Annotated in this window: 20 protein-coding genes and 1 tRNA gene; 15 read left to right on the forward strand and 6 right to left on the reverse strand. The window is 67.9% G+C overall.

Translation table 11 applies throughout. The features are described from left to right. Position 1 precedes the first annotated feature (1 nt). Positions 2 to 418: a hypothetical protein gene (locus OHA65_RS22315; protein ID WP_327284898.1), complete on the forward strand. Its 417-nt coding sequence runs from the start codon at positions 2 to 4 to the stop codon at positions 416 to 418. Between the two features lie 15 nt (positions 419 to 433). Here the strand turns inward: OHA65_RS22315 and OHA65_RS22320 are convergent, their stop codons facing one another. Together OHA65_RS22320 and OHA65_RS22325 are read right to left on the reverse strand one after the other, a co-directional pair. Then, positions 434 to 1,453, reverse strand: a complete 1,020-nt coding sequence (locus OHA65_RS22320; RefSeq protein ID WP_327284899.1) for an adenosine deaminase — start codon at positions 1,451 to 1,453, stop codon at positions 434 to 436. A 260-nt stretch (positions 1,454 to 1,713) separates the two neighbouring features. After that, the gene (locus OHA65_RS22325) at positions 1,714 to 2,940 is read right to left on the reverse strand and encodes a pyridoxal phosphate-dependent aminotransferase (RefSeq protein ID WP_327284900.1); all 1,227 of its coding nucleotides are present in this window, start codon (positions 2,938 to 2,940) and stop codon (positions 1,714 to 1,716) included. A gap of 195 nt (positions 2,941 to 3,135) precedes the next feature. On the opposite strand from OHA65_RS22325, the gene OHA65_RS22330 reads away from it, so the two are divergent. The 9 genes from OHA65_RS22330 (at position 3,136) to OHA65_RS22370 (ending at position 15,511) form a co-directional block, all read left to right on the forward strand. Continuing rightward, positions 3,136 to 3,208, forward strand: a tRNA-Trp gene (locus OHA65_RS22330). A 105-nt stretch (positions 3,209 to 3,313) separates the two neighbouring features. Next, complete coding sequence (secE, locus tag OHA65_RS22335) at positions 3,314 to 3,595, forward strand: preprotein translocase subunit SecE (protein WP_030154653.1); 282 nt, start codon at positions 3,314 to 3,316, stop codon at positions 3,593 to 3,595. 84 nt (positions 3,596 to 3,679) lie between these two features. Further along, positions 3,680 to 4,600 (forward strand): transcription termination/antitermination protein NusG, encoded by a 921-nt coding sequence (gene nusG / locus OHA65_RS22340; RefSeq protein WP_405762335.1) that lies wholly within the window; start codon positions 3,680 to 3,682, stop codon positions 4,598 to 4,600. Positions 4,601 to 4,768: 168 nt separating this feature from the next. After that, positions 4,769 to 5,203 carry a 50S ribosomal protein L11 gene (rplK, locus tag OHA65_RS22345; RefSeq protein WP_327284902.1) on the forward strand — a complete coding sequence of 145 codons (435 nt, stop codon included), beginning with the start codon at positions 4,769 to 4,771 and terminating at the stop codon, positions 5,201 to 5,203. Between the two features lie 90 nt (positions 5,204 to 5,293). After that, the gene (gene rplA, locus OHA65_RS22350) at positions 5,294 to 6,022 is read left to right on the forward strand and encodes a 50S ribosomal protein L1 (protein WP_327284903.1); all 729 of its coding nucleotides are present in this window, start codon (positions 5,294 to 5,296) and stop codon (positions 6,020 to 6,022) included. A gap of 398 nt (positions 6,023 to 6,420) precedes the next feature. After that, the gene (gene rplJ / locus OHA65_RS22355) at positions 6,421 to 6,951 is read left to right on the forward strand and encodes a 50S ribosomal protein L10 (RefSeq protein ID WP_327284904.1); all 531 of its coding nucleotides are present in this window, start codon (positions 6,421 to 6,423) and stop codon (positions 6,949 to 6,951) included. Positions 6,952 to 7,061: 110 nt separating this feature from the next. Then, complete coding sequence (gene rplL / locus OHA65_RS22360) at positions 7,062 to 7,445, forward strand: 50S ribosomal protein L7/L12 (protein ID WP_327284905.1); 384 nt, start codon at positions 7,062 to 7,064, stop codon at positions 7,443 to 7,445. Between the two features lie 586 nt (positions 7,446 to 8,031). Continuing rightward, positions 8,032 to 11,514, forward strand: a complete 3,483-nt coding sequence (gene rpoB / locus OHA65_RS22365; protein ID WP_327284906.1) for a DNA-directed RNA polymerase subunit beta — start codon at positions 8,032 to 8,034, stop codon at positions 11,512 to 11,514. 97 nt (positions 11,515 to 11,611) lie between these two features. Continuing rightward, a complete protein-coding gene (locus OHA65_RS22370; RefSeq protein WP_327284907.1) occupies positions 11,612 to 15,511 on the forward strand; it encodes a DNA-directed RNA polymerase subunit beta' in 3,900 nt (1,299 codons plus the stop codon). On the opposite strand, the gene OHA65_RS22375 is transcribed toward OHA65_RS22370, so the two are convergent. Beyond that, complete coding sequence (locus OHA65_RS22375) at positions 15,490 to 16,119, reverse strand: hypothetical protein (RefSeq protein ID WP_405762336.1); 630 nt, start codon at positions 16,117 to 16,119, stop codon at positions 15,490 to 15,492. The genes OHA65_RS22370 and OHA65_RS22375 overlap by 22 nt on opposite strands. A 489-nt stretch (positions 16,120 to 16,608) precedes the next feature. Then, on the reverse strand, positions 16,609 to 19,098 hold the full coding sequence (locus tag OHA65_RS22380; RefSeq protein WP_329314312.1) for a YfhO family protein: 2,490 nt from the start codon (positions 19,096 to 19,098) through the stop codon (positions 16,609 to 16,611). Positions 19,099 to 19,522: 424 nt separating this feature from the next. On the opposite strand from OHA65_RS22380, the gene rpsL reads away from it, so the two are divergent. The 4 genes from rpsL to tuf all read left to right on the forward strand — a co-directional run bounded on the left by rpsL (position 19,523) and on the right by tuf (position 23,885). After that, the gene (gene rpsL, locus OHA65_RS22385; protein WP_007265893.1) at positions 19,523 to 19,894 is read left to right on the forward strand and encodes a 30S ribosomal protein S12; all 372 of its coding nucleotides are present in this window, start codon (positions 19,523 to 19,525) and stop codon (positions 19,892 to 19,894) included. Between the two features lie 2 nt (positions 19,895 to 19,896). Continuing rightward, complete coding sequence (rpsG, locus tag OHA65_RS22390; RefSeq protein ID WP_007265894.1) at positions 19,897 to 20,367, forward strand: 30S ribosomal protein S7; 471 nt, start codon at positions 19,897 to 19,899, stop codon at positions 20,365 to 20,367. Positions 20,368 to 20,406: 39 nt separating this feature from the next. Next, a complete protein-coding gene (fusA, locus tag OHA65_RS22395) occupies positions 20,407 to 22,539 on the forward strand; it encodes an elongation factor G (RefSeq protein WP_327284915.1) in 2,133 nt (710 codons plus the stop codon). A gap of 152 nt (positions 22,540 to 22,691) precedes the next feature. Continuing rightward, entirely contained in the window at positions 22,692 to 23,885 is a 1,194-nt protein-coding gene (tuf, locus tag OHA65_RS22400; RefSeq protein ID WP_327284916.1) for an elongation factor Tu, read from the forward strand. 196 nt (positions 23,886 to 24,081) lie between these two features. Here the strand turns inward: tuf and rfbC are convergent, their stop codons facing one another. After that, positions 24,082 to 24,684, reverse strand: coding sequence for a dTDP-4-dehydrorhamnose 3,5-epimerase (rfbC, locus tag OHA65_RS22405; protein WP_327284917.1), 603 nt, complete (start codon positions 24,682 to 24,684; stop codon positions 24,082 to 24,084). After that, positions 24,681 to 25,556, reverse strand: a complete 876-nt coding sequence (rfbA, locus tag OHA65_RS22410) for a glucose-1-phosphate thymidylyltransferase RfbA (RefSeq protein WP_327284918.1) — start codon at positions 25,554 to 25,556, stop codon at positions 24,681 to 24,683. Before rfbA ends, rfbC begins: the two co-directional genes overlap by 4 nt. Positions 25,557 to 25,639: 83 nt before the next feature. Here rfbA and rfbB point away from each other — a divergent pair, with 83 nt between their 5' ends. Further along, positions 25,640 to 26,617 (forward strand): dTDP-glucose 4,6-dehydratase, encoded by a 978-nt coding sequence (gene rfbB / locus OHA65_RS22415; protein WP_327284919.1) that lies wholly within the window; start codon positions 25,640 to 25,642, stop codon positions 26,615 to 26,617. Positions 26,618 to 26,624 lie beyond the last annotated feature (7 nt).

A 26,624-nucleotide genomic window follows, 5' to 3' on the forward strand; every position in this document is an offset into this window, starting at 1 on the left:
CATGCTCTGTCCACTGCACGGGGCCGGTACGGACCCCACCCGCCTGGTGGGACGCACGATCAGCCGGATCGTCGCGTCCTGGCACGTCTACGAGGGCGAGCGCTCCGAGGCGCCGCTCGACGTCTGGCTGATCGACAGCGAGGGCGAGTCCACCAGGATCAGCACCGGGTCCGACTGGTGCCTGATCGTCGAGTCCGCGCAGCCCCACGCGCCGTACGACATGGGGGAGTGGGGCCGGATCGAGGTCGGCGAGGACCTCGGCGACCACCCCTTCCTGCGCCACCTCGGGCACACGGTGGCGACCGTGGCCGAGTTCGCGGTCCCGGAGACCGGGCGCACCCAGCTGGAGATCGGCTTCCCCGACGGCGACCGGGTCCGGGCCGACTGCTGGGAAGGCGACCTGCGGCTCACCCGCTGACCGCCGGACGGCCGGCTACGAGGCCAGCCAGTGGTCGATCCCGGCCAGCAGCTTGTCCTGTACGTCCGCCGGCGCCGCCGAACCCCGCACCGACTGCCGGGCCAGCTCGGCGAGCTCCGCGTCCGTGAACGCGTGGTGGCGGCGGGCGATCTCGTACTGCGCCGCCAGCCGTGACCCGAACAGCAGCGGGTCGTCCGCGCCCAGCGCCATCGGCACCCCGGCCTCGAAGAGCGTGCGCAGCGGGACGTCCTCGGGCCGCTCGTAGACCCCGAGGGCGACGTTCGACGCCGGGCAGACCTCGCAGGTGATCTGCCGGTCCGCGAGGCGCTGTAGCAGCCGCGGGTCCTCGGCGGCCCGCACGCCGTGGCCGATGCGCGAGGCGTGCAGATCGTCCAGGCAGTCCCGGACCGAGGCGGGCCCGGTGAGCTCGCCGCCGTGCGGGGCCGCGAGCAGGCCGCCCTCACGGGCGATGGCGAAGGCCCGGTCGAAGTCGCGGGCCATGCCGCGGCGCTCGTCGTTGGAGAGCCCGAAGCCGACGATGCCGCGGTCGGCGTAGCGGACGGCCAGGCGGGCGAGGGTGCGGGCGTCGAGCGGGTGCTTCATCCGGTTGGCGGCGATCAGCACGCGCATGCCGAGGCCGGTCTCGCGCGATGCCGCGTCGACGGCGTCCAGGATGATCTCGACGGCGGGGATCATGCCGCCGAGCAGCGGGGCGTAGGAGGTGGGATCCACCTGGATCTCCAGCCAGCCGCTGCCGTCCCGTACGTCCTCCTCGGCGGCCTCGCGGACGAGGCGCCGGATGTCGTCGGGCTCGCGCAGGCAGGACCGGGCGGCGTCGTACAGGCGCTGGAAACGGAACCAGCCGCGCTCGTCGGTGGCGCGGAGCTTGGGTGGCTCCCCGGCGGTCAGGGCGTCCGGCAGGCGGACGCCGTACTTGTCGGCCAGCTCCAGCAGGGTCGACGGGCGCATCGAGCCGGTGAAGTGCAGGTGCAGGTGGGCCTTCGGCAGAAGCGTGAGATCGCGTGCGTGCTCCATCTGGTGATCCTGCCAAACCGCAGCGCCCGGCGGGAGGGTCTTTTACCGATCGGGGTCTTGCTCGTACGCGTGAGCGGGGTGCGGGACCCGCGGTGCGGGGCTGACGGGCGCCGCCCGTACCCGCGCCCCGAACGCCGGCGGGGCAGCTCCTCGGGGCCCCTCCCCGGGCCCGGGAACGCCGGAGCGGCGCCACCCGACGGGGTGGCGCCGCTCCGTATCCGCTCCGCTCGACCGCCGGAGGGCTCGGCCTAGGCCGAGGCCTAGGCCTTGGCCTCCGCCAGCAGCTTCTGGATGCGGGACACGCCCTCGGCCAGGTCCGCGTCGCCCAGGGCGTACGACAGGCGCAGGTAGCCGGGGGTGCCGAAGGCCTCGCCCGGGACGACGGCGACCTCGGCCTCGTCCAGGATCAGCGCGGCCAGCTCGACGGAGGTCTGCGGGCGCTTGCCGCGGATCTCCTTGCCGAGGAGCTCCTTGACCGACGGGTACGCGTAGAACGCGCCCTCGGGCGTCGGGCAGAACACGCCGTCGATCTCGTTCAGCATCTTGACCATGGTCTGGCGACGGCGGTCGAAGGCCTTGCGCATCTCCGCGACCGCGTCCAGGTTGCCCGAGACGGCGGCCAGCGCCGCGACCTGGGCCACGTTGGAGACGTTGGACGTGGCGTGCGACTGCAGGTTGGTCGCCGCCTTGATGACGTCCTGCGGGGCGATGACCCAGCCCACGCGCCAGCCCGTCATCGCGTACGTCTTGGCGACGCCGTTGACGACGATGCACTTGTCGCGCAGCGCCGGGACCAGGACCGGCAGCGAGGTGAACTTCGCGTCGCCGTAGACGAGGTGCTCGTAGATCTCGTCCGTCAGGACCCACAGGCCGTGCTCGGCGGCCCACTCGCCGATCGCCTTCGCGTCGGCCTCGGAGTACACGGCGCCGGTCGGGTTCGACGGGGAGACGAACAGGACGACCTTGGTGCGCTCGGTGCGGGCGGCTTCGAGCTGCTCGACGGACACGCGGTAGCCGGTGGTCTCGTCGGCGACGACCTCGACCGGGACTCCGCCCGCGAGGCGGATCGACTCGGGGTAGGTGGTCCAGTACGGAGCCGGGACGATGACCTCGTCACCCGGGTCGAGGACGGCGGCGAACGCCTCGTAGATCGCCTGCTTGCCGCCGTTGGTCACCAGGACCTGCGATGCGTCGACCTCGTAGCCCGAGTCGCGCAGCGTCTTCGCGGCGATCGCGGTCTTCAGCTCGGGCAGACCCCCGGCCGGCGTGTAGCGGTGGTACTTCGGGTTGCGGCAGGCCTCGACCGCGGCCTCGACGATGTAGTCCGGGGTCGGGAAGTCGGGCTCGCCCGCGCCGAAGCCGATCACCGGGCGCCCGGCGGCCTTGAGGGCCTTGGCCTTGGCGTCCACGGCGAGCGTGGCGGACTCGGAAATGGCGCCGATACGGGCGGACACCCGGCGCTCGGAGGAAGGCGTTGCAGAGGTCATGCGGCCAATCGTCCCAGACGCTCCGGAGGCGCCGCACACCGTTTCAGTCATCGGACGGAGCAGCCCAAAATGCGCTCTGTTCGACGTCAGGGCCCGGACCACGTACACTCACCTGTCGTTGGACCCCGCCGATCACTCCAGAGCGCGAGCACTCCGTGCACCCGTCTGGATGCGGTAGGTTGGGGGACGCAACAAAGGGTCGTAGCTCAATTGGTAGAGCACTGGTCTCCAAAACCAGCGGTTGGGGGTTCGAGTCCCTCCGGCCCTGCTCCACACTCCGTCTCGGACGTGTGCGCAGGTACGTACTTCGATGCAACGCCGTGCGGCGCAACCGGGCGCGGCTACGGCCACGACCCGGATTCAGGTGAGAGACGTGACGGACGCCCTGGGCTCCATCGACATGCCTGACGCCGAGGACGACACCCGCGAGAAGAAGGCCCGCAAGGGCGGCAAGCGCGGCAAGAAGGGTCCTCTGGGCCGACTCGCGCTGTTCTACCGCCAGATCATCGCGGAGCTCCGCAAGGTCGTCTGGCCGACGCGCAACCAGCTCACGACGTACACCACCGTGGTGATTGTCTTCGTCGTCATCATGATCGGTCTGGTGACCGTGATTGACTATGGGTTCCAGGAAGCCATCAAGTTCGTCTTCGGCTGATCCCCGCGGGGGGCGGCGCCTTGATGGGTGCCGCCCGTTTTCGCATGTTCGACCACCTTTTGTATCCAGGAAGAAGCAGCCACCGTGTCTGACCCGAACCTGAACGCGAGCCCCGACTCCGTCGAGTCCGTCGAGGACGCGCTCGACATCGTCGAGGCGGCAGACGCTGTGGACCCCGACGAGGCCGAGCTCGCCGACGCCGAGGCGGGTGTCGCCGCCGAGCAGGCCGCGCTGCACGTCGAGGACGAGGCTGACGAGGTCGCGGACGACGAAGACGCGGACGAGGACGCCGTCGCGGCCGAGGCCGACGACGTCGAGGACGAGGCCGAGGCCGCCGAGGACGCGGAGGAGGTCGAGGAGGCCGCCGACGCAGAGCCCGCCGAGCCGGTCGACCCCATCCAGGCCCTGCGCGACGAGCTGCGCCTCCTGCCCGGCGAGTGGTACGTGATCCACACCTACGCGGGCTACGAGAAGCGCGTGAAGGCCAACCTGGAGCAGCGCGCCGTCTCGCTGAACGTCGAGGAGTTCATCTACCAGGCCGAGGTGCCCGAGGAAGAGATCGTCCAGATCAAGAACGGCGAGCGCAAGAACGTCCGGCAGAACAAGCTGCCCGGTTACGTTCTCGTCCGCATGGATCTGACGAACGAGTCCTGGGGCGTCGTCCGCAACACCCCCGGTGTCACCGGCTTCGTCGGCAACGCGTACGACCCGTACCCGCTGACGCTGGACGAGATCGTCAAGATGCTCGCCCCCGAGGCGCAGGAGAAGGCCGCCAAGCAGGCCGCGGAAGAGGCCGGTCTGCCCGCGCCCGCCGTCAAGCGCACCATCGAGGTCCTGGACTTCGAGGTCGGCGACTCGGTCACCGTCACCGACGGCCCGTTCGCGACGCTGCAGGCGACCATCAACGAGATCAACCCCGACTCGAAGAAGGTCAAGGGCCTGGTCGAGATCTTCGGTCGCGAGACCCCGGTCGAGCTCAGCTTCGACCAGATCCAGAAGAACTGACGATCTTCTGAGCCAACGCTTCCGGACAGGTCAGATCGCCCCCTGAAGGGCGGTCTGACCTGCTCGGTTTTTAGCCCCGCTCCGATACCCGTTATCGTGGTGCGGTATGCCTCCATCCGGATGACCGGATTGGCGGCGAAAAACTCTCACTAGGACCCGGAGAGAGCAATGCCTCCCAAGAAGAAGAAGATCACGGGGCTTATCAAGCTCCAGATCAAGGCCGGTGCGGCCAACCCGGCTCCGCCGGTCGGCCCCGCGCTCGGTCAGCACGGCGTCAACATCATGGAGTTCTGCAAGGCCTACAACGCCGCGACCGAGTCGCAGCGTGGCATGGTCGTGCCGGTGGAGATCACGGTCTACGAGGACCGCACCTTCACCTTCATCACCAAGACTCCGCCGGCCGCGCGCCTCATCCTGAAGGCCGCGGGCATCGAGAAGGGCTCCGGCGAGCCCCACAAGACCAAGGTCGCCAAGCTCACCGGCGCCCAGGTCCGCGAGATCGCCGAGCTGAAGATGCCCGACCTCAACGCCAACGACGTCGACGCCGCGATGAAGATCATCGCCGGCACCGCGCGCTCGATGGGCGTCACGGTCGAGGGCTGATCCAGCCACCCCCCAGCACCACCCAGTGGTAGGACCAAGCGCTGGTCCGCACCACGACTCCATGCCTGAAGCCAAAAAACAGGAGCAGAAGTGAAGCGCAGCAAGACTCTCCGCGCTGCGGACGCCAAGGTCGACCGGGAGAAGCTGTACGCCCCGCTCGAAGCCGTGCGTCTCGCCAAGGAGACCTCCACGACCAAGTTCGACGCCACCGTCGAGGTCGCCTTCCGCCTGGGTGTCGACCCGCGCAAGGCCGACCAGATGGTCCGTGGCACCGTGAACCTCCCGCACGGCACCGGTAAGACCGCCCGGGTCCTGGTCTTCGCGACCGGTGACCGTGCTGCGGCCGCGGAAGCCGCTGGCGCCGACATCGTCGGCGACGACGAGCTGATCAGCGAGATCGCCAAGGGCAACCGCCTGAACGAGTTCGACGCGGTTGTCGCCACCCCGGACCTCATGGGCAAGGTCGGCCGCCTCGGCCGCGTGCTCGGTCCGCGTGGTCTGATGCCGAACCCGAAGACCGGCACCGTCACCATGGACGTTGCCAAGGCTGTCACCGAGATCAAGGGTGGCAAGATCGAGTTCCGTGTCGACAAGCACTCGAACCTGCACTTCATCATCGGCAAGGTCTCCTTCTCCGATGAGCAGCTGGTCGAGAACTACGGCGCGGCCCTGGACGAGATCCTTCGTCTGAAGCCGTCCGCCGCCAAGGGCCGCTACGTCAAGAAGGCCGCCCTGAGCACCACGATGGGCCCCGGCATCCAGCTGGACTCGAACCGCACCCGGAACCTCCTCGTCGAGGAAGACCCGGCCGCTGTCTGAGCCCCACGCTGAGCCAACGGCTCACTTGAGTGGCTGAACGGGCCCCTCGCCCCCTCACAGGGCGGCGAGGGGCCCGTTTTCTCGTACGGGGAGGGGCGCCGTCGGGTGGCGGAGGTCGTCGTTCCGTACCGGGAGGGCGGCCGGCTGCTGACCGATTTGCCTGAGCGGTGCCGCGTCGCGTAGTCTCCTCCAGAAGCCAAAGACCGCTGGTCGTTGCCGCGCCCGTGAGGGTGTGGTGGCCGAAGGATCCGCCAATTGCGGACGTCCTGCGCAGGTGACTGTGGAAAGTTCCCGGGATTTCATTCCGGTTGAGCTACGCCCTGGCGCCTGCGCCGGGGCGTTTCGTATGTCAGCCCCTTCTGAGCGGTCCTCATCACCCGGAAGGAGGCGAACGCACCATGCCGACGCCCAACAAGGCTGCATCGGTAGCCGAGCTCAAGGACGCGTTCCAGAGCTCGAACGCCGCCGTGCTGACCGAGTACCGGGGTCTCACCGTCGCGCAGCTCAAGACGCTGCGTCGCTCCCTTGGTGAGAACGCCCAGTACGCCGTGGTGAAGAACACGCTGACCAAGATTGCGGCCAACCAGGCCGGGATCACCGCGCTGGACGAGCACTTCGCTGGTCCGACTGCGGTCGCCTTCATCACCGGTGACCCGGTGGAGTCGGCGAAGGCCCTGCGTGACTTCGCCAAGGACAACCCGAACCTCATCATCAAGGCGGGTGTCCTTGATGGTAAGGCGCTCACCGCCGATGAGATCAAGAAGCTTGCGGACCTTGAGTCCCGCGAGGTTCTGCTCAGCAAGCTGGCCGGCGCGTTCAAGGGCAAGCAGTCCCAGGCTGCCTCGCTCTTCCAGGCGCTGCCGTCGAAGTTCGTCCGCACCGCGGAAGCGCTTCGCGTCAAGCTCGCCGAGCAGGGCGGTGCCGAGTAATTCGGCTCGCGCATTGATCCACGCCGCCTAGTGCGTGGGTCGTAGCGGGCCGTTACGCCCGCCTCTATACACATCCGGCACCTGCCGAATTAGTGGAAGGATCGCCCATCATGGCGAAGCTCTCTCAGGACGACCTCCTCGCCCAGTTCGAGGAGATGACCCTCATCGAGCTCTCCGAGTTCGTTAAGGCCTTCGAGGAGAAGTTCGACGTCACCGCCGCCGCGGCCGTCGCCGTTGCCGGCCCCGCCGGTGTCGGCCCCGCCGCCGAGGCCGAGGAGGAGAAGGACGAGTTCGACGTCATCCTCACCGGCGCCGGTGACAAGAAGATCCAGGTCATCAAGGTCGTGCGTGAGCTGACCTCCCTGGGCCTCAAGGAGGCCAAGGACCTCGTGGACGGCGCCCCGAAGCCCGTCCTGGAGAAGGTCAACAAGGAGGCCGCTGAGAAGGCCGCCGAGTCCCTCAAGGGCGCCGGTGCCTCCGTCGAGGTCAAGTAACACCTCTGGGGCCTCCTGAGGCCCCAACCGAGGGCGATCACCCGTAAGGGTGGTCGCCCTTTGGCGTACCCGCAGTGCCTGACTTGCCCTGGTCTCGTTGGGGAGTAGGGTGATCATCGTTGCCCCGCGGCCGGGTCCGAAGCTGATCCGCACGGAGCAGGGGGCCTTGACGAACGGCACGCGGCGCGCAATTCTCAGTCCCGTTGTGGGATCGATCGGCTCGATCGTGGATCCGAGGTATGGATCGACTACGAAGAGGGCAGTACTGATACGCGCTCTGTGTGCGAGAGCCACGAGAGACGCGTGTTGGACGCAGGGTCGCAGGGTTGGTTTAAACGACATGGGGAAGGCCTGTTGCCGGTTTCCGGAAACCTGGTCTGGACATCAGTGAGCCAAGTGGCTACACTGACCCTTTGCGCTGCCTGTTAGCTGCCCCCTGCCCGTCGCCAGGGGCATGCCCACGCTTAAGCACACTTGATAGATACGCCCTGACCAGGTCTTTTCGGCCAAATCAGGGGGACCGTCTTCTGTGTCAGCTGGGACCGGTACGCGCGTAGTGAGTCCGAGCCCTCGGAAGGACCCCCTCTTGGCCGCCTCGCGCAACGCCTCGACCAATACGAACACCGGTGCCAGCACCGCCCCGCTGCGCATCTCCTTTGCAAAGATCAAGGAGCCCCTCGAGGTTCCGAACCTCCTGGCGCTGCAGACCGAGAGCTTTGACTGGCTGCTCGGCAATGCAGCCTGGAAGTCTCGCGTCGAGTCGGCGCTTGAGAGTGGACAGGACGTCCCCACCAAGTCCGGTCTGGAAGAGATCTTCGAGGAGATCTCGCCGATCGAGGACTTCTCCGGGTCGATGTCGCTGACCTTCCGCGACCACCGTTTCGAGCCGGCGAAGAACTCCGTCGACGAGTGCAAGGACCGCGACTTCACGTACGCGGCGCCGCTTTTCGTCACGGCCGAGTTCACGAACAACGAGACCGGAGAGATCAAGTCTCAGACGGTCTTCATGGGCGATTTCCCGCTCATGACCAACAAGGGCACCTTCGTCATCAACGGCACCGAGCGTGTCGTGGTGTCGCAGCTCGTCCGTTCCCCCGGTGTCTACTTCGACTCCTCCATCGACAAGACGTCCGACAAGGACATCTTCGCGGCCAAGATCATCCCGTCCCGGGGTGCCTGGCTGGAGATGGAGATCGACAAGCGCGACATGGTCGGTGTCCGCATCGACCGCAAGCGCAAGCAGTCCGTCACCGTCCTCCTGAAGGCTCTCGGCTGGACCACCGAGCAGATCCTTGAGGAGTTCGGCGAGTACGAGTCCATGCGCGCCACCCTGGAGAAGGACCACACCCAGGGCCAGGACGACGCGCTGCTCGACATCTACCGCAAGCTGCGCCCCGGCGAGCCGCCGACCCGCGAGGCCGCTCAGACGCTGCTGGAGAACCTCTACTTCAACCCGAAGCGCTACGACCTCGCGAAGGTCGGCCGCTACAAGGTGAACAAGAAGCTCGGCGCCGACGAGCCGCTCGACGCCGGTGTGCTCACCACCGACGACATCATCGCGACCATCAAGTACCTCGTGAAGCTCCACGCGGGCGAGACCGAGACCACCGGTGAGTCGGGCCGTTCGATCGTCGTCGAGACCGACGACATCGACCACTTCGGCAACCGTCGTCTGCGCAACGTCGGCGAGCTCATCCAGAACCAGGTCCGCACGGGTCTGGCTCGTATGGAGCGCGTCGTCCGCGAGCGCATGACCACGCAGGACGTCGAGGCGATCACGCCGCAGACCCTGATCAACATCCGGCCGGTCGTCGCCTCCATCAAGGAGTTCTTCGGCACCAGCCAGCTGTCGCAGTTCATGGACCAGAACAACCCGCTGTCGGGTCTGACGCACAAGCGTCGTCTCTCGGCTCTGGGTCCCGGTGGTCTGTCCCGTGAGCGGGCCGGCTTCGAGGTCCGTGACGTGCACCCGTCGCACTACGGCCGCATGTGCCCGATCGAGACCCCCGAAGGTCCGAACATCGGTCTGATCGGCTCGCTCGCGTCCTACGGCCGCGTCAACGCGTTCGGTTTCGTCGAGACCCCGTACCGCAAGGTCGTCGAGGGTGTCGTCACCGACGAGGTCGACTACCTGACCGCCGACGAGGAAGACCGCTTCGTCATCGCCCAGGCCAACGCCGGCCTGAACGACGAGATGCGCTTCACCGAGAACCGCGTCCTGGTCCGCCGTCGTGGCGGCGAGATCGACTACATCGCCGGCGGCGACGTCGACTACATGGACGTCTCCCCGCGCCAGATGGTGTCCGTCGCGACCGCGATGATCCCCTTCCTGGAGCACGACGACGCCAACCGCGCCCTCATGGGCGCGAACATGATGCGCCAGGCCGTTCCGCTGATCAAGGCGGAGGCCCCGCTCGTCGGCACCGGCATGGAGTACCGCTGTGCGGTCGACGCCGGTGACTCGATCAAGGCGGAGAAGGACGGTGTCGTCCAGGAGGTCTCGGCCGACTACATCACCGTCGCCAACGACGACGGCACGTACACCACGTACCGCGTCGCCAAGTTCTCCCGCTCGAACCAGGGCACCTCGGTCAACCAGAAGGTCATCGTCAACGAGGGCGACCGGATCGTCGAGGCCCAGGTCCTCGCCGACGGCCCGGCCACCGAAGAGGGCGAAATGGCCCTCGGCAAGAACCTGCTCGTCGCGTTCATGCCGTGGGAAGGCCACAACTACGAGGACGCGATCATCCTGTCGCAGCGCCTCGTACAGGACGACGTCCTCTCCTCGATCCACATCGAGGAGCACGAGGTCGACGCCCGTGACACCAAGCTGGGCCCCGAGGAGATCACCCGGGACATCCCGAACGTCTCCGAGGAGGTCCTCGCCGACCTCGACGAGCGCGGCATCATCCGCATCGGTGCGGACGTCGTCGCCGGCGACATCCTGGTCGGCAAGGTCACGCCCAAGGGCGAGACCGAGCTGACCCCCGAGGAGCGCCTGCTCCGCGCGATCTTCGGTGAGAAGGCCCGCGAGGTGCGTGACACCTCGCTCAAGGTGCCTCACGGTGAGATCGGCAAGGTCATCGGTGTCCGCGTCTTCGACCGCGAGGAGGGCGACGAGCTTCCCCCGGGCGTGAACCAGCTGGTCCGCGTCTACGTCGCCCAGAAGCGCAAGATCACCGACGGTGACAAGCTCGCCGGCCGCCACGGCAACAAGGGTGTCATCTCCAAGATCCTTCCGATCGAGGACATGCCCTTCCTTGAGGACGGCACGCCGGTCGACATCATCCTGAACCCGCTGGGTGTCCCGTCCCGAATGAACCCGGGACAGGTCCTGGAGATCCACCTCGGCTGGCTCGCCAGCCGCGGCTGGGACGTCTCCGGCCTCGCGGAGGACTGGGCCGAGCGCCTGAAGGTCATCGGCGCCGACCGCGTCGAGCCCGGCACCAACGTCGCCACCCCGGTGTTCGACGGCGCCCGCGAGGACGAGCTCGCCGGCCTGTTCGAGCACACCATCCCGAACCGCGACGGTGACCGCCTGGTCCTCCCGTCCGGCAAGGCGCGCCTGTTCGACGGCCGCTCCGGCGAGCCGTTCCCGGACCCGATCTCGATCGGGTACATGTACATCCTCAAGCTCCACCACCTGGTCGACGACAAGCTCCACGCTCGGTCGACCGGTCCGTACTCGATGATCACGCAGCAGCCGCTGGGTGGTAAGGCGCAGTTCGGTGGCCAGCGCTTCGGTGAGATGGAGGTGTGGGCGCTTGAGGCTTATGGCGCCGCTTACGCCCTCCAGGAGCTGCTGACCATCAAGTCCGACGACGTCACCGGCCGCGTGAAGGTCTACGAGGCCATCGTCAAGGGCGAGAACATCCCCGAGCCGGGCATTCCCGAGTCCTTCAAGGTGCTCATCAAGGAAATGCAGTCGCTCTGCCTCAACGTGGAGGTGCTGTCCTCGGACGGCATGTCCATCGAGATGCGCGACACCGACGAGGACGTCTTCCGCGCGGCGGAGGAGCTCGGTATCGACCTGTCCCGGCGCGAGCCGAGCAGCGTCGAAGAGGTCTGACGGGCCTGACGGGGGGCTCGCTCAAGAGCCCCCCGTCATCCCCGGGACCGTTCAGACCATGATTGAGACTCGACCCCGAAAGAGGGATTGACGCACAGTGCTCGACGTCAACTTCTTCGACGAGCTGCGGATCGGCCTTGCCACCGCGGACGACATCCGAACCTGGTCGCACGGCGAGGTCAAGAAGCCGGAGACCATCAACTACCGCACCCTCAAGCCCGAGAAGGACGGACTCTTCTGCGAGAAGATCTTCGGTCCGACCCGGGACTGGGAGTGCTACTGCGGCAAGTACAAGCGTGTCCGCTTCAAGGGCATCATCTGTGAGCGCTGTGGCGTCGAGGTCACGCGCGCCAAGGTGCGTCGTGAGCGGATGGGCCACATCGAGCTTGCCGCCCCTGTCACCCACATCTGGTACTTCAAGGGCGTCCCGTCGCGCCTCGGCTACCTGCTGGACCTCGCGCCGAAGGACCTCGAAAAGGTCATCTACTTCGCCGCGTACATGATCACGTTCGTGGACGACGAGCGCCGCACCCGCGACCTCCCGTCGCTGGAGGCCCACGTCTCCGTCGAGCGCCAGCAGATCGAGAACCGCCGTGACGCGGACCTCGAAGGCCGGGCCAAGAAGCTTGAGACCGACCTGGCCGAGCTTGAGGCCGAGGGTGCGAAGGCCGACGTGCGCCGCAAGGTGCGCGAGGGTGCCGAGCGCGAGATGAAGCAGCTCCGTGACCGCGCCCAGCGCGAGATCGACCGCCTCGACGAGGTGTGGGCCCGCTTCAAGAACCTCAAGGTCCAGGACCTTGAGGGCGACGAGCTGCTCTACCGCGAGCTGCGCGACCGCTTCGGTACGTACTTCGACGGCTGCATGGGCGCCGCGGCGCTGCAGAAGCGCCTGGAGTCCTTCGACCTCGACGAGGAGGCCGAGCGCCTCCGCGAGATCATCCGTACCGGCAAGGGCCAGAAGAAGACCCGTGCGCTCAAGCGCCTCAAGGTCGTCTCGGCGTTCCTGCAGACCAGCAACAAGCCCAAGGGCATGGTTCTGGACTGTGTCCCGGTCATCCCGCCGGACCTGCGTCCGATGGTGCAGCTGGACGGTGGCCGCTTCGCGACCTCCGACCTGAACGACCTGTACCGCCGCGTGATCAACCGTAACAACCGCCTGAAGCGCCTTCTCGACCTCGGTGCCCCCGAGATCATCGTGAACAACGAGAAGCGCATGCTCCAGGAGGCGGTCGACGCCCTCTTCGACAACGGCCGTCGTGGTCGCCCGGTCACGGGCCCCGGCAACCGTCCGCTGAAGTCCCTGAGCGACATGCTCAAGGGCAAGCAGGGTCGATTCCGTCAGAACCTCCTCGGCAAGCGCGTGGACTACTCCGCGCGTTCCGTGATCGTCGTCGGTCCGCAGCTGAAGCTGCACCAGTGTGGTCTGCCCAAGGCCATGGCGCTGGAGCTCTTCAAGCCGTTCGTGATGAAGCGCCTGGTCGACCTGAACCACGCGCAGAACATCAAGTCGGCGAAGCGCATGGTCGAGCGCGGCCGCACGGTCGTGTACGACGTGCTCGAAGAGGTCATCGCCGAGCACCCGGTGCTGCTGAACCGTGCACCCACGCTGCACCGCCTCGGCATCCAGGCCTTCGAGCCCCAGCTGGTCGAAGGCAAGGCCATCCAGATCCACCCGCTCGTCTGTACCGCGTTCAACGCGGACTTCGACGGTGACCAGATGGCCGTGCACCTGCCGCTCTCCGCGGAGGCGCAGGCCGAGGCCCGCATCCTGATGCTGTCCTCGAACAACATCCTCAAGCCGGCCGACGGCCGTCCGGTCACGATGCCGACCCAGGACATGGTCCTCGGTCTGTTCTTCCTGACCACCGACGGTGAGCTCCGTGACACCAAGGGCGAGGGCCGCGCGTTCGGCTCCACGGCCGAGGCGATCATGGCGTTCGACGCCGGCGAGCTCGCGCTGCAGTCGTCCGTCGACATCCGCTTCCCGGTGGGCACCATCCCGCCGCGCGGCTGGGTGCCGCCGGTCGCCGAAGAGGGCGAGCAGGAGTTCCAGCCGGGCGACAGCTTCCGTCTGAAGACCTCCCTGGGTCGCGCGCTCTTCAACGAGCTGCTGCCCGAGGACTACCCGTTCGTCGACTACTCGGTGGGCAAGAAGCAGCTCTCCGAGATCGTCAACGACCTGGCGGAGCGCTACCCCAAGGTCATCGTGGCGGCGACGCTCGACAACCTGAAGGCGGCCGGCTTCCACTGGGCGACCCGTTCGGGCGTCACCGTGGCCATCTCCGACGTCGTCGTGCCCGAGGCCAAGAAGGCCATCGTCGCGGGCTACGAGGCGATGGACGAGAAGGTCCAGAAGCAGTACGAGCGCGGTCTGATCACCAAGGACGAGCGCACGCAGGAGCTCATCGCGATCTGGACCAAGGCGACCAACGAGGTTGCCGAGGCGATGAACGCGAACTTCCCCAAGACGAACCCCATCTTCATGATGGTTGACTCGGGTGCCCGAGGAAACATGATGCAGATGCGACAGATCGCCGGTATGCGTGGTCTGGTGTCGAACGCGAAGAACGAGACCATCCCGCGTCCGATCAAGGCGTCCTTCCGTGAGGGCCTCACCGTTCTGGAGTACTTCATCTCCACGCACGGTGCCCGTAAGGGTCTGGCGGACACCGCCCTGCGTACCGCCGACTCGGGTTACCTGACCCGTCGTCTGGTGGACGTCTCGCAGGACGTGATCATCCGCGAGGAGGACTGCGGCACCGAGCGCGGCCTGAAGCTGAAGATCGCCGTCCGCGGCGAGGACGGCGTGCTGCGCAAGGCCGACGACGTCGAGACCTCGGTCTACGCCCGCATGCTGGCCGAGGACGTCGTCATCGACGGCAAGGTCATCGCGCCGGCCAACGTCGACCTCGGTGACGTCCTGATCGACGCCCTGGTCGCCAACGGCGTCGAGGAGGTCAAGACCCGCTCGGTCCTGACCTGTGAGTCCGCGGTCGGCACCTGTGCCTTCTGCTACGGACGCTCGCTCGCCACCGGCAAGCTGGTCGACATCGGTGAGGCGGTCGGCATCATCGCCGCCCAGTCCATCGGTGAGCCCGGTACCCAGCTGACGATGCGTACCTTCCACACCGGTGGTGTGGCCGGTGACGACATCACGCAGGGTCTGCCGCGTGTCGTCGAGCTCTTCGAGGCCCGTACCCCGAAGGGTGTCGCCCCGATCTCCGAGGCCGCCGGCCGCGTGCGGATCGAGGAGACCGAGAAGACGAAGAAGATCGTCATCACGCCCGACGACGGCAGCGACGAGACGGCGTTCCCGATCTCGAAGCGCGCCAAGGTCATCGTGCACGAGGGCGACCACGTCGAGGTGGGCCAGAAGCTCACCGCGGGTGCCACCAACCCGCACGACGTGCTGCGCATCCTCGGCCAGCGCGCCGTCCAGGTCCACCTGGTCGGCGAAGTCCAGAAGGTCTACAACTCGCAGGGCGTGTCGATCCACGACAAGCACATCGAGATCATCATCCGGCAGATGCTCCGCCGCGTGACGATCATCGAGTCCGGCGACGCGGAGCTCCTGCCGGGCGAGCTCGTCGAGCGCTCGAAGTTCGAGACCGAGAACCGTCGTGTGGTCACCGAGGGCGGTCACCCCGCCTCCGGCCGTCCGCAGCTGATGGGTATCACCAAGGCCTCGCTGGCGACGGAATCCTGGCTGTCGGCCGCCTCCTTCCAGGAGACGACCCGAGTCCTGACGGATGCGGCGATCAACGCCAAGTCCGACAGCCTCATCGGCCTCAAGGAGAACGTCATCATCGGTAAGCTCATCCCGGCCGGTACGGGCCTCGCCCGCTACCGCAACATCCGGGTCGAGCCCACCGAGGAGGCCAAGGCCGCGATGTACTCGGCCGTCGGCTACGACGACATCGACTACTCGCCCTTCGGCACCGGCTCCGGCCAGGCTGTCCCGCTGGAGGACTACGACTACGGCCCGTACAACGGCTGAGTCGAGCACGAGCAGTAACGCAGGGCGGTCACCCGAGAGGGTGGCCGCCCTGCGGCGTTCCCGGGGGCTGCAGGTACGGCCGGAGGTGGTGCAGCCGGGTGCGGTGGTCGGGGTGGCGGGACAGGAGGCGTGCGGCCGCGGGGACGCCGCAGGTCCGGTCCGCCTGGTGGGGGCGGGTCTCCTCCTCGGCGACCCTGCTCCAGGAGGCCGGCGAGCAACGGCACGAATCCGAAGCTCGCTGCGTGGGCGTCGGCCCGCAGCTCCGCACGGCGACCGACGGCGGCCATCACCCAGGGCAGGTCGAGCAGGAGGAGGGACGGGCCGCAGGTTGCGGCGAGCGTGGCCCACGTGAACCAGCACGCGGCGACGGTCAGGACCACCACGGTGGTGGAGGACTGGGAACGCCCCAGCAGGAGACCGAGCCGCACCGCGGCCCATCGCAGCGTCCGACCGGGCAGGGAGTACCACTGGCCGAGCAGCCCGGCCCAGGAGCGGCCGCCGATGTGGTGTCCCAGCTCGTGGGCGATGACCGCGGCCAGCTGGGCGTCGCAGGTGCTGCGGTGCGTGCCGGGTGACGCCGACGAGGTGTCCCGCGGTGGCGAAGGCATTGAGCTCGGAGCCCTCCTCGATCCACGGGTCGTACGGGCTGCCGTCCACGCCCGCCCGGGTGGTGACCTCGTGCCATAGCGGTCCGAGGACCGCCTGCTCGTGGGGGAGGGGCCGGTGCAGGCGTAGCAAGTGGCGGGCGAGGAGCGTCTCGGTGGGCCGGTGGAACACCAGGAGACCGGAGGCGAGCCACACGGCCACGGGCAGCCAGCCCGGCACCCCGGGCCAGGCCTGGTCAGGGCCCGCGGCGTCACGGCGGGCAGCAGCGCGGCGAGGGCGGACACCAGCGCTGCCGCTCCGCCCCACCAGAGCATCCGGCCGGGTCCGGACAGGGAGCCCGGCCGCCGGCGCGCGCCCGCCAGCTGCGCGGTGAACAACCCCGCGGCCATGCCGTCACCGGCGGCCCCGGACGGGATCGGACGCCGTCCGGGCCCCGCTCAGCGGGCACGTGCTGGCCGAGAACGGCTTTCGCCGGTCCCGGAACCGTGGGATTACCTCGTGGCGGCGCGGCGGCGGCGGAAGGTGGTGAGCGTGACCGAGGTGAGGGCCAGGAGGGCCAGGGCGGCGGCCGACAGGCCCGGGGCGAGGCCCTTCGGGGTGAAGGTGCAGGAGACCTTGTCCGTGCCCGGGGGGAGGGGGAGGGAGACCAGGCCGTGGAAGGGGGTCGGGGCGGTCGTGCGGGAGCCCGCCGTGCACTGCCAGCCCGGGACGTCGGTCATGGCGAAGACCGCCGTGCCCGTGGCGCCCTTCGGGAGGGTGGCTTCGATGGAGTGGCCGCCCGCCGTGACCTTCGTGGCGCCGGTGGACTTCAGGGATCCGATCGCGGTGTCCAGGGCGGCGCGGTCCAGGCAGCCGACGGGGTGGTCGCCGGCCGTTGCGTCCTTCGTCCGGGTGTTCACCGTGACCGAGACGGTGCCGTCCGCGGGGACCGGGCCGAGCTCGGCCACCCCGGTCATCCGGTCCTCCAGGGGGCGCGACGAGCCGCCGTGGGCGAGGGTGCCGTAGAGCTCGGGGGAGAACCAGTACGCCTCGGAGCCCGGGGTGCAGCGGGCGGTGTACGTCTGCTCCGTGGCGCTGCCGCCGCGGGTGACCTGCGGGACCTGGTAGACGGTGGCGCCCAGGACGTTCTCCTGGCGGGCGTAGACGCTGCCGGCCGGGTTGGGGGAGGTGTAGCCGGAGCTGCGGACCGTCACCAGCGGCGGGGCGGCGAAGCGGGTGGCGGTCCAGGTGTCCTTCGCCGGGCCGGGGTGGACGCGGGCGCCGATGGAGAAGATCGCGTCGAGCACCGGGTTGTCGGCGCCGAAGAAGGTCCGGCCGTCGTTCTTGAAGCCGTAGCCGAGGGGCTCCAGGGCCTGGTAGGTGGCCTCCGGCAGGTAGCTGCTGTAGTACTGCGGGCCCTCGGCGCGCAGGGCGAGGGCGTCGTTGTACGAGGTCTGCGGCGCGCCGGAGTCGGTCCGGTATGTGGGCCAGCCGTCCACCTGCCGGACGGCGTCGAAGTGCGCGCCGATCGAGCGGTTCGAGGTGGCGACGGGCTTCGCCCAGCGTTCGCGGCTGCGGCGGGAGTCCGCGTTGGCGGCGGCCACGGTGGATTCCGCGAAGACCACGCCGACCATGAGGACGGCGGCCACGGGGATCAGGAACCGGCGCTTGTCGCCCAGGGCCAGGAGGACCAGGGCGAGTAGTGAGACGCCCCCGCCGACGAGCACCGCGGGCCAGGTCCAGCCGCCGAAGTCGTCGGTGCGCCGGAGTACGAAGGTGGCCGCCACCAGCAGGGCTGCCGTCAGCGCCAGGTGGAGCGGGCGCGGGCGGTGGGCCAGGGCCAGCCAGGCCAGGATCACCACCATGCCGCTGAAGACGAAGGCCTCGCGGTAGGGATTGCCGTTCGGCACCGCCAGCCCGTGCCACACGTACTGCGTCGGCGGGAACTGGAACGAGGCGACGACCAGCAGCGTCGCCGCCGCCCACACGAGACGGGTCCTGCGGCCGATGGCGGCGTTGAAGAGGAACGATCCGGCGAGGATCAGGCCCAGCGAGGCGACGTACAGCCGCGGCCGGCCGCCCCACAGATGGGTGGCCGGGAGCATCCCGGCGAGGAAGAGCTCGATCCGTACGGGCTCGAACGCCCCGGCCTGGGTGGGCTGGGCGGAGCCGCTGGACAGGAACGACGGCAGCAGGAGCGGGAGGGTGAGCAGGATGCCCGTCGCGGCGCCGGTCGACGCCCTCCACAGGGCGCGCAGCCGCTGGCGGCCGGTCATGTCCCGTGTGATCAGGCGGATGGCGAGCAGGACGCAGGCGGCCATCGTCGCCATCATCGCGGTGTAGAAGTTCCCGAACCAGGCGAGCGCGACGAACAGCGCCACCCCCGGCCAGCGGCGTTCCTCCAGGCACCATTCGACGGCGATGCCGAGGAGCGGGAGCGCGACCAGGCCCCACAGCCACATGGGGATGTACGAGGCGTCGCTGAGAGCCCAGCCGCACAGGCCGTAGCAGGCTCCGAGGACCCCGCGCTGCCACCACGGGCCTGGGTGGAGCTTGCCGAGGTAGACCGTCATGACGGCGGCGGCGGCGCCCATCGTGATCGGGGTGATGGCGAAGACGGCGAGGTCGACGTGGTCGCGGGGGACCAGCACGGCCAGCCAGGAGAACGGGTTGCCGAGGTACGTGTAGTAGTCGGACAGGAACTGCTGGCCGAAGCCGCCGCGCCAGGTGAACAGGACGTCGCCGGCGGCCTGCCCGTGGACCAGGTCCCACAGTGCGCGGTGGAAGGGCACGTACTGGTTGGCCTGGTCGTTGAGGGCCCGGCCGGTGTTGCCGAAGGGGTAGGTGCCGCGCGCGACCCAGGCCGAGCAGAACGCGGCCGAGGTGACGAGGAAGGCCAGCAGGGGCCCGTACAGGGGGGCGGTCCGCGGCTGCCGGGGGCGGGGCGAGGGGTGGACCGGGGTGACCGCCGCCGCCGTCGGCTCCGAGGTGACCGTCCGCAATGTCCCGCTCCCTGGTGGTCGTGGATGTTCGTGCCGTTCCGGGTGAATCGCTGGGGCAGTTTAGTGGGCGGGGGCGGGCACCCCGTCCGGCTGCGCTTAGCACGCCTTTACCACATGCGCGAGTCGGAGGGGTCACACCGGGGCCTCGCCCAAGCGGCACATGACCGGCCGCGATGTCGCGGCCGTCGTGTCCGGGCCTTTGTTTTGACCGGATGGGATGCGGTGGGTACGCTCAGACCTTGTGCCTGGGGTGTGCCTGGGCTCCCGTGCGTGTCCATCAACCGCACGAGAGCCGGATCGGCCACCGCGATCCATGCGTTTCCGTGCTTGCGCGGAGTCCCGCCGGATCCGACACACCCGACCGCGTGGGTCGGCAAAGTTCCAGGTTAGCTTCACTACACGGCACACAGAAACCGGAGAAGTAGTGCCTACGATCCAGCAGCTGGTCCGTAAGGGCCGGCAGGACAAGGTCGAGAAGACGAAGACGCCCGCGCTTGAGGCTTCGCCCCAGCGCCGTGGCGTCTGCACGCGTGTGTTCACGACCACCCCGAAGAAGCCGAACTCGGCGCTCCGTAAGGTCGCGCGTGTGCGTCTGACCTCCGGCATCGAGGTCACCGCTTACATTCCGGGTGAGGGACACAACCTGCAGGAGCACTCGATCGTGCTCGTGCGTGGTGGCCGTGTGAAGGACCTGCCGGGTGTTCGTTACAAGATCATCCGCGGTGCGCTTGACACCCAGGCTGTCAAGAACCGCAAGCAGGCCCGCAGCCGCTACGGCGCCAAGAAGGAGAAGTAAGAATGCCTCGTAAGGGCCCCGCCCCGAAGCGCCCGGTCATCATCGACCCGGTCTACGCATCTCCTCTGGTGACGTCGCTCATCAACAAGATCCTCCTGAACGGCAAGCGCTCCACCGCCGAGCGCATCGTTTACGGCGCCATGGAAGGCCTCCGCGAGAAGACCGGCAACGACCCGGTCATCACGCTGAAGCGCGCGCTGGAGAACGTCAAGCCGTCGCTTGAGGTCAAGTCCCGCCGTGTCGGTGGCGCGACCTACCAGGTCCCCGTCGAGGTCAAGCCGGGTCGCCAGTCGACCCTGGCCCTCCGCTGGCTCGTGGGTTACTCCCGCGCCCGTCGTGAGAAGACCATGACCGAGCGCCTCATGAACGAGCTGCTCGACGCCTCCAACGGTCTTGGCGCTGCCGTCAAGAAGCGCGAGGACACGCACAAGATGGCCGAGTCCAACAAGGCCTTCGCGCACTACCGCTGGTAGTCCCACCCCACATCGAGACCGAGAGAAGACCGAAGCCTCATGGCTACCACTTCGCTTGACCTGGCCAAGGTGCGCAACATCGGCATCATGGCTCACATCGACGCGGGCAAGACGACCACCACCGAGCGCATCCTGTTCTACACCGGTGTGTCGTACAAGATCGGTGAGGTCCACGACGGCGCCGCCACGATGGACTGGATGGAGCAGGAGCAGGAGCGTGGTATCACCATCACGTCTGCCGCGACGACCTGCCACTGGCCCCTCGAAGACGTTGACCACACCATCAACATCATCGACACCCCGGGTCACGTCGACTTCACCGTCGAGGTGGAGCGTTCGCTCCGCGTCCTCGACGGTGCCGTCACCGTCTTCGACGGTGTCGCCGGTGTCGAGCCGCAGTCCGAGACCGTTTGGCGTCAGGCGGACCGCTACGGCGTGCCGCGCATCTGCTTCGTCAACAAGCTCGACCGCACCGGCGCCGAGTTCCACCGCTGTGTCGACATGATCAAGGACCGCCTCGGCGCGGTCCCGATCGTCATGCAGCTCCCCATCGGCGCCGAGATGGACTTCCAGGGCGTTGTCGACCTGGTCACCATGAAGGCGTTCGTCTGGTCCGCCGAGGCGACCAAGGGCGAGATGTACGACATCGTCGACATCCCGGCCACGCACACCGAGGCTGCTGAAGAGTGGCGCGGCAAGCTGGTCGAGACCGTCGCCGAGAACGACGACGAGATCATGGAGCTCTTCCTGAACGGCGACGAGCCGTCCGTGGAGCAGCTGCACGCCGCCGTCCGTCGCATCATCCTCGGCTCCGGCAAGGGCAAGGGCGAGCCCACGATCACCGCGGTGTTCTGTGGCACGGCGTTCAAGAACAAGGGCGTCCAGCCCCTGCTCGACGCCGTCGTCCGCTACCTGCCGTCGCCGCTGGACATCGAGGCCATCGAGGGCCACGACGTCCGCGACGCCGAGGTGGTCGTGAAGCGCAAGCCGTCCGACGAGGAGCCCCTCGCCGCGCTCGCGTTCAAGATCATGAGCGACCCGCACCTCGGCAAGCTCACCTTCGTCCGGGTTTACTCGGGCCGCCTGGAGGCCGGCACCTCGGTGCTGAACTCCGTCAAGGGCAAGAAGGAGCGCATCGGCAAGATCTACCGCATGCACGCGAACAAGCGTGAGGAGATCGCCGCGGTGGGCGCCGGTGACATCGTCGCCGTCATGGGCCTGAAGCAGACCACCACTGGTGAGACGCTGTGTGACGACAAGCAGCCCGTGATCCTGGAGTCCATGGACTTCCCGGCTCCGGTCATCCAGGTCGCCATCGAGCCCAAGTCCAAGGGTGACCAGGAGAAGCTGGGTGTCGCCATCCAGCGCCTGGCGGAGGAGGACCCCTCCTTCCACGTTCACTCGGACGAGGAGACGGGCCAGACCATCCTCGGCGGTATGGGCGAGCTGCACCTTGAGGTGCTGGTCGACCGTATGAAGCGCGAGTTCAAGGTCGAGGCCAACGTCGGCAAGCCGCAGGTCGCGTACCGCGAGACGATCCGCGGTACCGTCGAGCGTCACGACTACACCCACAAGAAGCAGACCGGTGGTACCGGTCAGTTCGCCAAGGTGCAGATCGCGATCGAGCCCATCACCGAGGCCGACGGTCCGGCGTACGAGTTCGTGAACAAGGTCACCGGTGGCCGCGTGCCGAAGGAGTACATCCCTTCGGTCGACGCCGGTGCGCAGGAGGCCATGCAGTTCGGCATCCTGGCCGGCTACGAGATGACGGGCGTCCGCGTCACGCTTCTCGACGGTGGCTACCACGAGGTCGACTCCTCCGAGCTCGCGTTCAAGATCGCCGGTTCGCAGGCCTTCAAGGAGGCCGCGCGCAAGGCGTCCCCCGTGCTCATGGAGCCGATGATGGCCGTAGAGGTCACCACGCCCGAGGACTACATGGGTGACGTGATCGGCGACATCAACTCCCGCCGTGGCCAGATCCAGGCCATGGAGGAGCGTCACGGCGCTCGCGTCGTGAAGGGCCTCGTGCCGCTTTCGGAGATGTTCGGCTACGTCGGCGACCTCCGCAGCAAGACCTCGGGTCGCGCCAGCTACTCGATGCAGTTCGACTCCTACGCCGAGGTTCCCCGGAACGTCGCCGAGGAGATCATCGCGAAGGCCAAGGGCGAGTAACTCTTCCGAGTACACGCTTTAGGCTTGTCACCGGCAGCCTCTGGGGCAACAGGAGAACACTCCCGTTGCCCCGGGGACCGGCCGGCTATCCAGCAAAGATCACCTGGCGCCGATCTGTAAGGCGTACAGAACCACTCTCCAGGAGGACCCCCGTGGCGAAGGCGAAGTTCGAGCGGACTAAGCCGCACGTCAACATCGGCACCATCGGTCACATTGACCACGGTAAGACGACCCTCACGGCCGCCATTACCAAGGTGCTGCACGACGCGTACCCGGACCTGAACGAGGCCTCGGCCTTCGACCAGATCGACAAGGCTCCTGAGGAGCGCCAGCGCGGTATCACCATCTCCATCGCGCACGTCGAGTACCAGACCGAGGCGCGTCACTACGCCCACGTCGACTGCCCGGGTCACGCGGACTACATCAAGAACATGATCACCGGTGCCGCGCAGATGGACGGCGCGATCCTCGTGGTCGCCGCCACCGACGGCCCGATGCCGCAGACCAAGGAGCACGTGCTCCTGGCCCGCCAGGTCGGCGTCCCCTACATCGTCGTCGCCCTGAACAAGGCCGACATGGTGGACGACGAGGAGATCCTGGAGCTCGTCGAGCTCGAGGTCCGTGAGCTGCTCTCCGAGTACGAGTTCCCGGGCGACGACCTGCCGGTCGTCCGCGTCTCCGCGCTGAAGGCCCTTGAGGGCGACAAGGAGTGGGGCGAGAAGCTTCTCGGCCTCATGGCTGCCGTCGACGAGGCCATCCCGACCCCGCCGCGTGACACCGACAAGCCGTTCCTCATGCCCGTCGAGGACGTCTTCACGATCACCGGTCGCGGTACGGTCGTCACCGGCCGTATCGAGCGTGGTGTCCTGAAGGTCAACGAGACCGTCGACATCATCGGTATCAAGGAAGAGAAGACCACCACCACGGTCACCGGTATCGAGATGTTCCGCAAGCTGCTCGACGAGGGCCAGGCCGGCGAGAACGTCGGTCTGCTCCTCCGTGGCATCAAGCGCGAGGACGTCGAGCGCGGCCAGGTCATCATCAAGCCCGGTTCGGTCACGCCGCACACCGAGTTCGAGGCCCAGGCCTACATCCTGTCGAAGGACGAGGGTGGCCGTCACACCCCCTTCTTCAACAACTACCGCCCGCAGTTCTACTTCCGTACCACGGACGTCACGGGTGTCGTCACCCTGCCGGCCGGCACGGAGATGGTCATGCCGGGCGACAACACCGAGATGTCGGTCGCGCTGATCCAGCCGATCGCCATGGAGGAGGGCCTGAAGTTCGCCATCCGTGAGGGTGGTCGTACGGTCGGCGCCGGCCAGGTCATCAAGATCACGAAGTAATTCGTGCTCTGACCTGGTAGCTCGCGCGAGCGGGCACCACGTTTGACAGGAGGGCCCCTTCCCTTCCGCTCCGGCGGCGGGGGAGGGGCCCTTCGTCGTACGGGACGTACACGAGGTACGCGTCGTACGCCATGCGGAAGAGGGCCGCACCCCCGATCGCGGGGTGCGGCCCTCTTCGTATGCCCGTGGGTCGGCGTCAGTCGGTCACGCGCAGCGACTCGGTGAACTCCTTGCAGACGGCGTAGTCCGGCAGGAGGCCCGAGGAGATCGCATCGGCCAGCGACGGCGCGGCCTCGTCGCGGGCGGACAGCAGCGGGACGTCGGCCGGCCATTCGATGCCCAGGTCCGGGTCGAGCGGGTGAACCGAGTGCTCGCCGGTCGGGTTGTACGTCTCCGAGCAGAGGTACGAAAGCGTGGCGTCGTCGCTCAGCGCGCAGAACCCGTGGCCCAGGCCCTCCGGGATGTAGACCGCACGGCGGTCCACGTCGTCCAGCCGGACGCCCTCCCAGCGGCCGAAGGTCGGGGAGCCGACGCGCAGGTCCACGATGACGTCGAGCACGGCGCCGCGCACGCAGCTCACGTACTTGGCCTGGCCGCGCGGAACGTCGGCGAAGTGGATGCCGCGGACCACGCCGCGCGAGGACACCGAGAGGTTCGCCTGGGCCAGGTTCAGCGGGTGGCCGACGACCTCGGAGAGCTTGTCGAAGCGGTACCACTCGGTGAACAGGCCGCGCGGGTCGCCGTGCAGCTGCGGGGTGATCTCGTAGGCGCCCTCGATGGAGAGCTGACGGAACTTCACCGGGAGGACTCCTCGTCGAGAAGGCTGATCAGGTAATCCCCGTAACCGCTCTTGAGCAGCGGCTGGGCCAGTTCGCGCAGCTGCGCGGAGTCGATCAGGCCGGCCCGCCAGGCCGCCTCCTCGATGCAGCCGATCTTGAAGCCCTGGCGCTCTTCGATCACGCGGACGAACTCCGAGGCCTGGACCATGGAGACGAACGTCCCGGTGTCGAGCCAGGCGGTGCCGCGGTCGAGGATGGTGACATTCAACTCACCGGCCTGCAGGTACGCGTCGTTGACCGCGGTGATCTCCAGTTCGCCGCGCGCGCTGGGCTCCAGGTTGCGGGCGATCTCGACGACGCGGTTGTCGTAGAAGTACAGACCGGGCACCGCGTAGCGGGACTTGGGCTGGACCGGCTTCTCCTCGATGGAGATGGCCTGGCCGTTCTCGTCGAACTCGACCACGCCGTACGCCGTCGGGTCGGCCACCGGGTACGCGAAGACCCGGCCGCCCTTGGAGTCGGTGTGCGCGGCCAGGCGCGTGCCGAGGCCGCTGCCGTGGAAGATGTTGTCGCCGAGGATCAGGGCGACGGACTCGTCACCGATGAAGTCGGCGCCGAGCACGAACGCCTGGGCGATGCCCTCGGGGCGCTCCTGGACCGCGTACTCCAGCCGGATGCCGAACTGGGAGCCGTCGCCGAGCAGTCGCTCGAACTGCGCACGGTCCTCCGGCGTGGTGATGACGAGAATCTCGCTGATTCCGGCCATGACCAGGGTGGAGAGCGGATAGTAGATCATCGGCTTGTCGAAGACGGGGAGCAGCTGCTTCGAGACTGCCCGGGTCAGCGGCCAGAGTCGGGATCCGGTGCCACCGGCCAAGAGAATTCCACGCATGGGCACAACCCTATGCGAGAGCCCGTGGGGCGCCTCGGTCCGGGCCGGGTGGGTGGTGTACGAGCGGCTAGACTCTCCATATTATGCGCATCCTCGTGACCGGCGGCGCCGGCTTCATCGGTTCAGAATTCGTTCGCCAGCAGCTCGGTGCAGACGCATCGGCCCAGATCACGGTCTTCGACAAGCTGACCTACTCCGGTGTCGAAGCCAACCTCGCCCCGGTCGCGGACCACCCCGGTTACAAGTTCGTCAAGGGCGACATCTGTGACGCCGAGGCCGTCGACCAGGTGATGCCCGGGCACGACGTGGTGGTGCACTTCGCCGCCGAGTCCCACGTGGACCGCTCGATCGCCGGTGCCGGCCCGTTCGTGATGACCAACGTCGTCGGTACGCAGGTGCTGCTCGACGCCGCCCGCAAGCACGGCGTCGGCCGCTTCGTCCACATCTCCACCGACGAGGTGTACGGCTCGATCAGCGAGGGCTCCTGGACCGAGGAGTGGCCGCTGGTCCCGAACTCCCCGTACTCCGCCTCGAAGGCCTCCTCCGACCTGCTGGCCCTGGCCTACGCCCGCACGCACGGCATGGACGTCGTCGTCACGCGCTGCTCCAACAACTACGGGCACTACCAGTTCCCGGAGAAGGTCATCCCGCTGTTCGTCTCGAACCTGATGGACGGCAAGAAGGTCCCGCTGTACGGCAACGGCGGCAACGTCCGCGACTGGCTGCACGTCTCCGACCACTGCCGCGGCATCGACCTGGCGATGCGCAAGGGGCGTGCCGGCGAGGTCTACAACATCGGCGGCGGCACCGAGCTCACCAACAAGGAGCTCACCGGCGTCCTGCTCGAAGCGGCGGGCCTCGGCTGGGACATGGTCGAACAGGTCGAGGACCGCAAGGGCCACGACCTGCGCTACTCCATCGACATCAGCAAGATCGGCGCCGAGCTCGGCTACGCCCCGCAGGTCACGTTCGAGGACGGCATCGCCGCCACGGTCGCGTGGTACCGCGAGAACCGCGCCTGGTGGGAGCCGCTGAAGACGAAGGCGGCCCTGCAGAAGTGAGGACCAA

Origin of the sequence: Streptomyces sp. NBC_00045 (assembly GCF_045041095.1) — a bacterium.
Taxonomy (GTDB): domain Bacteria; phylum Actinomycetota; class Actinomycetes; order Streptomycetales; family Streptomycetaceae; genus Streptomyces.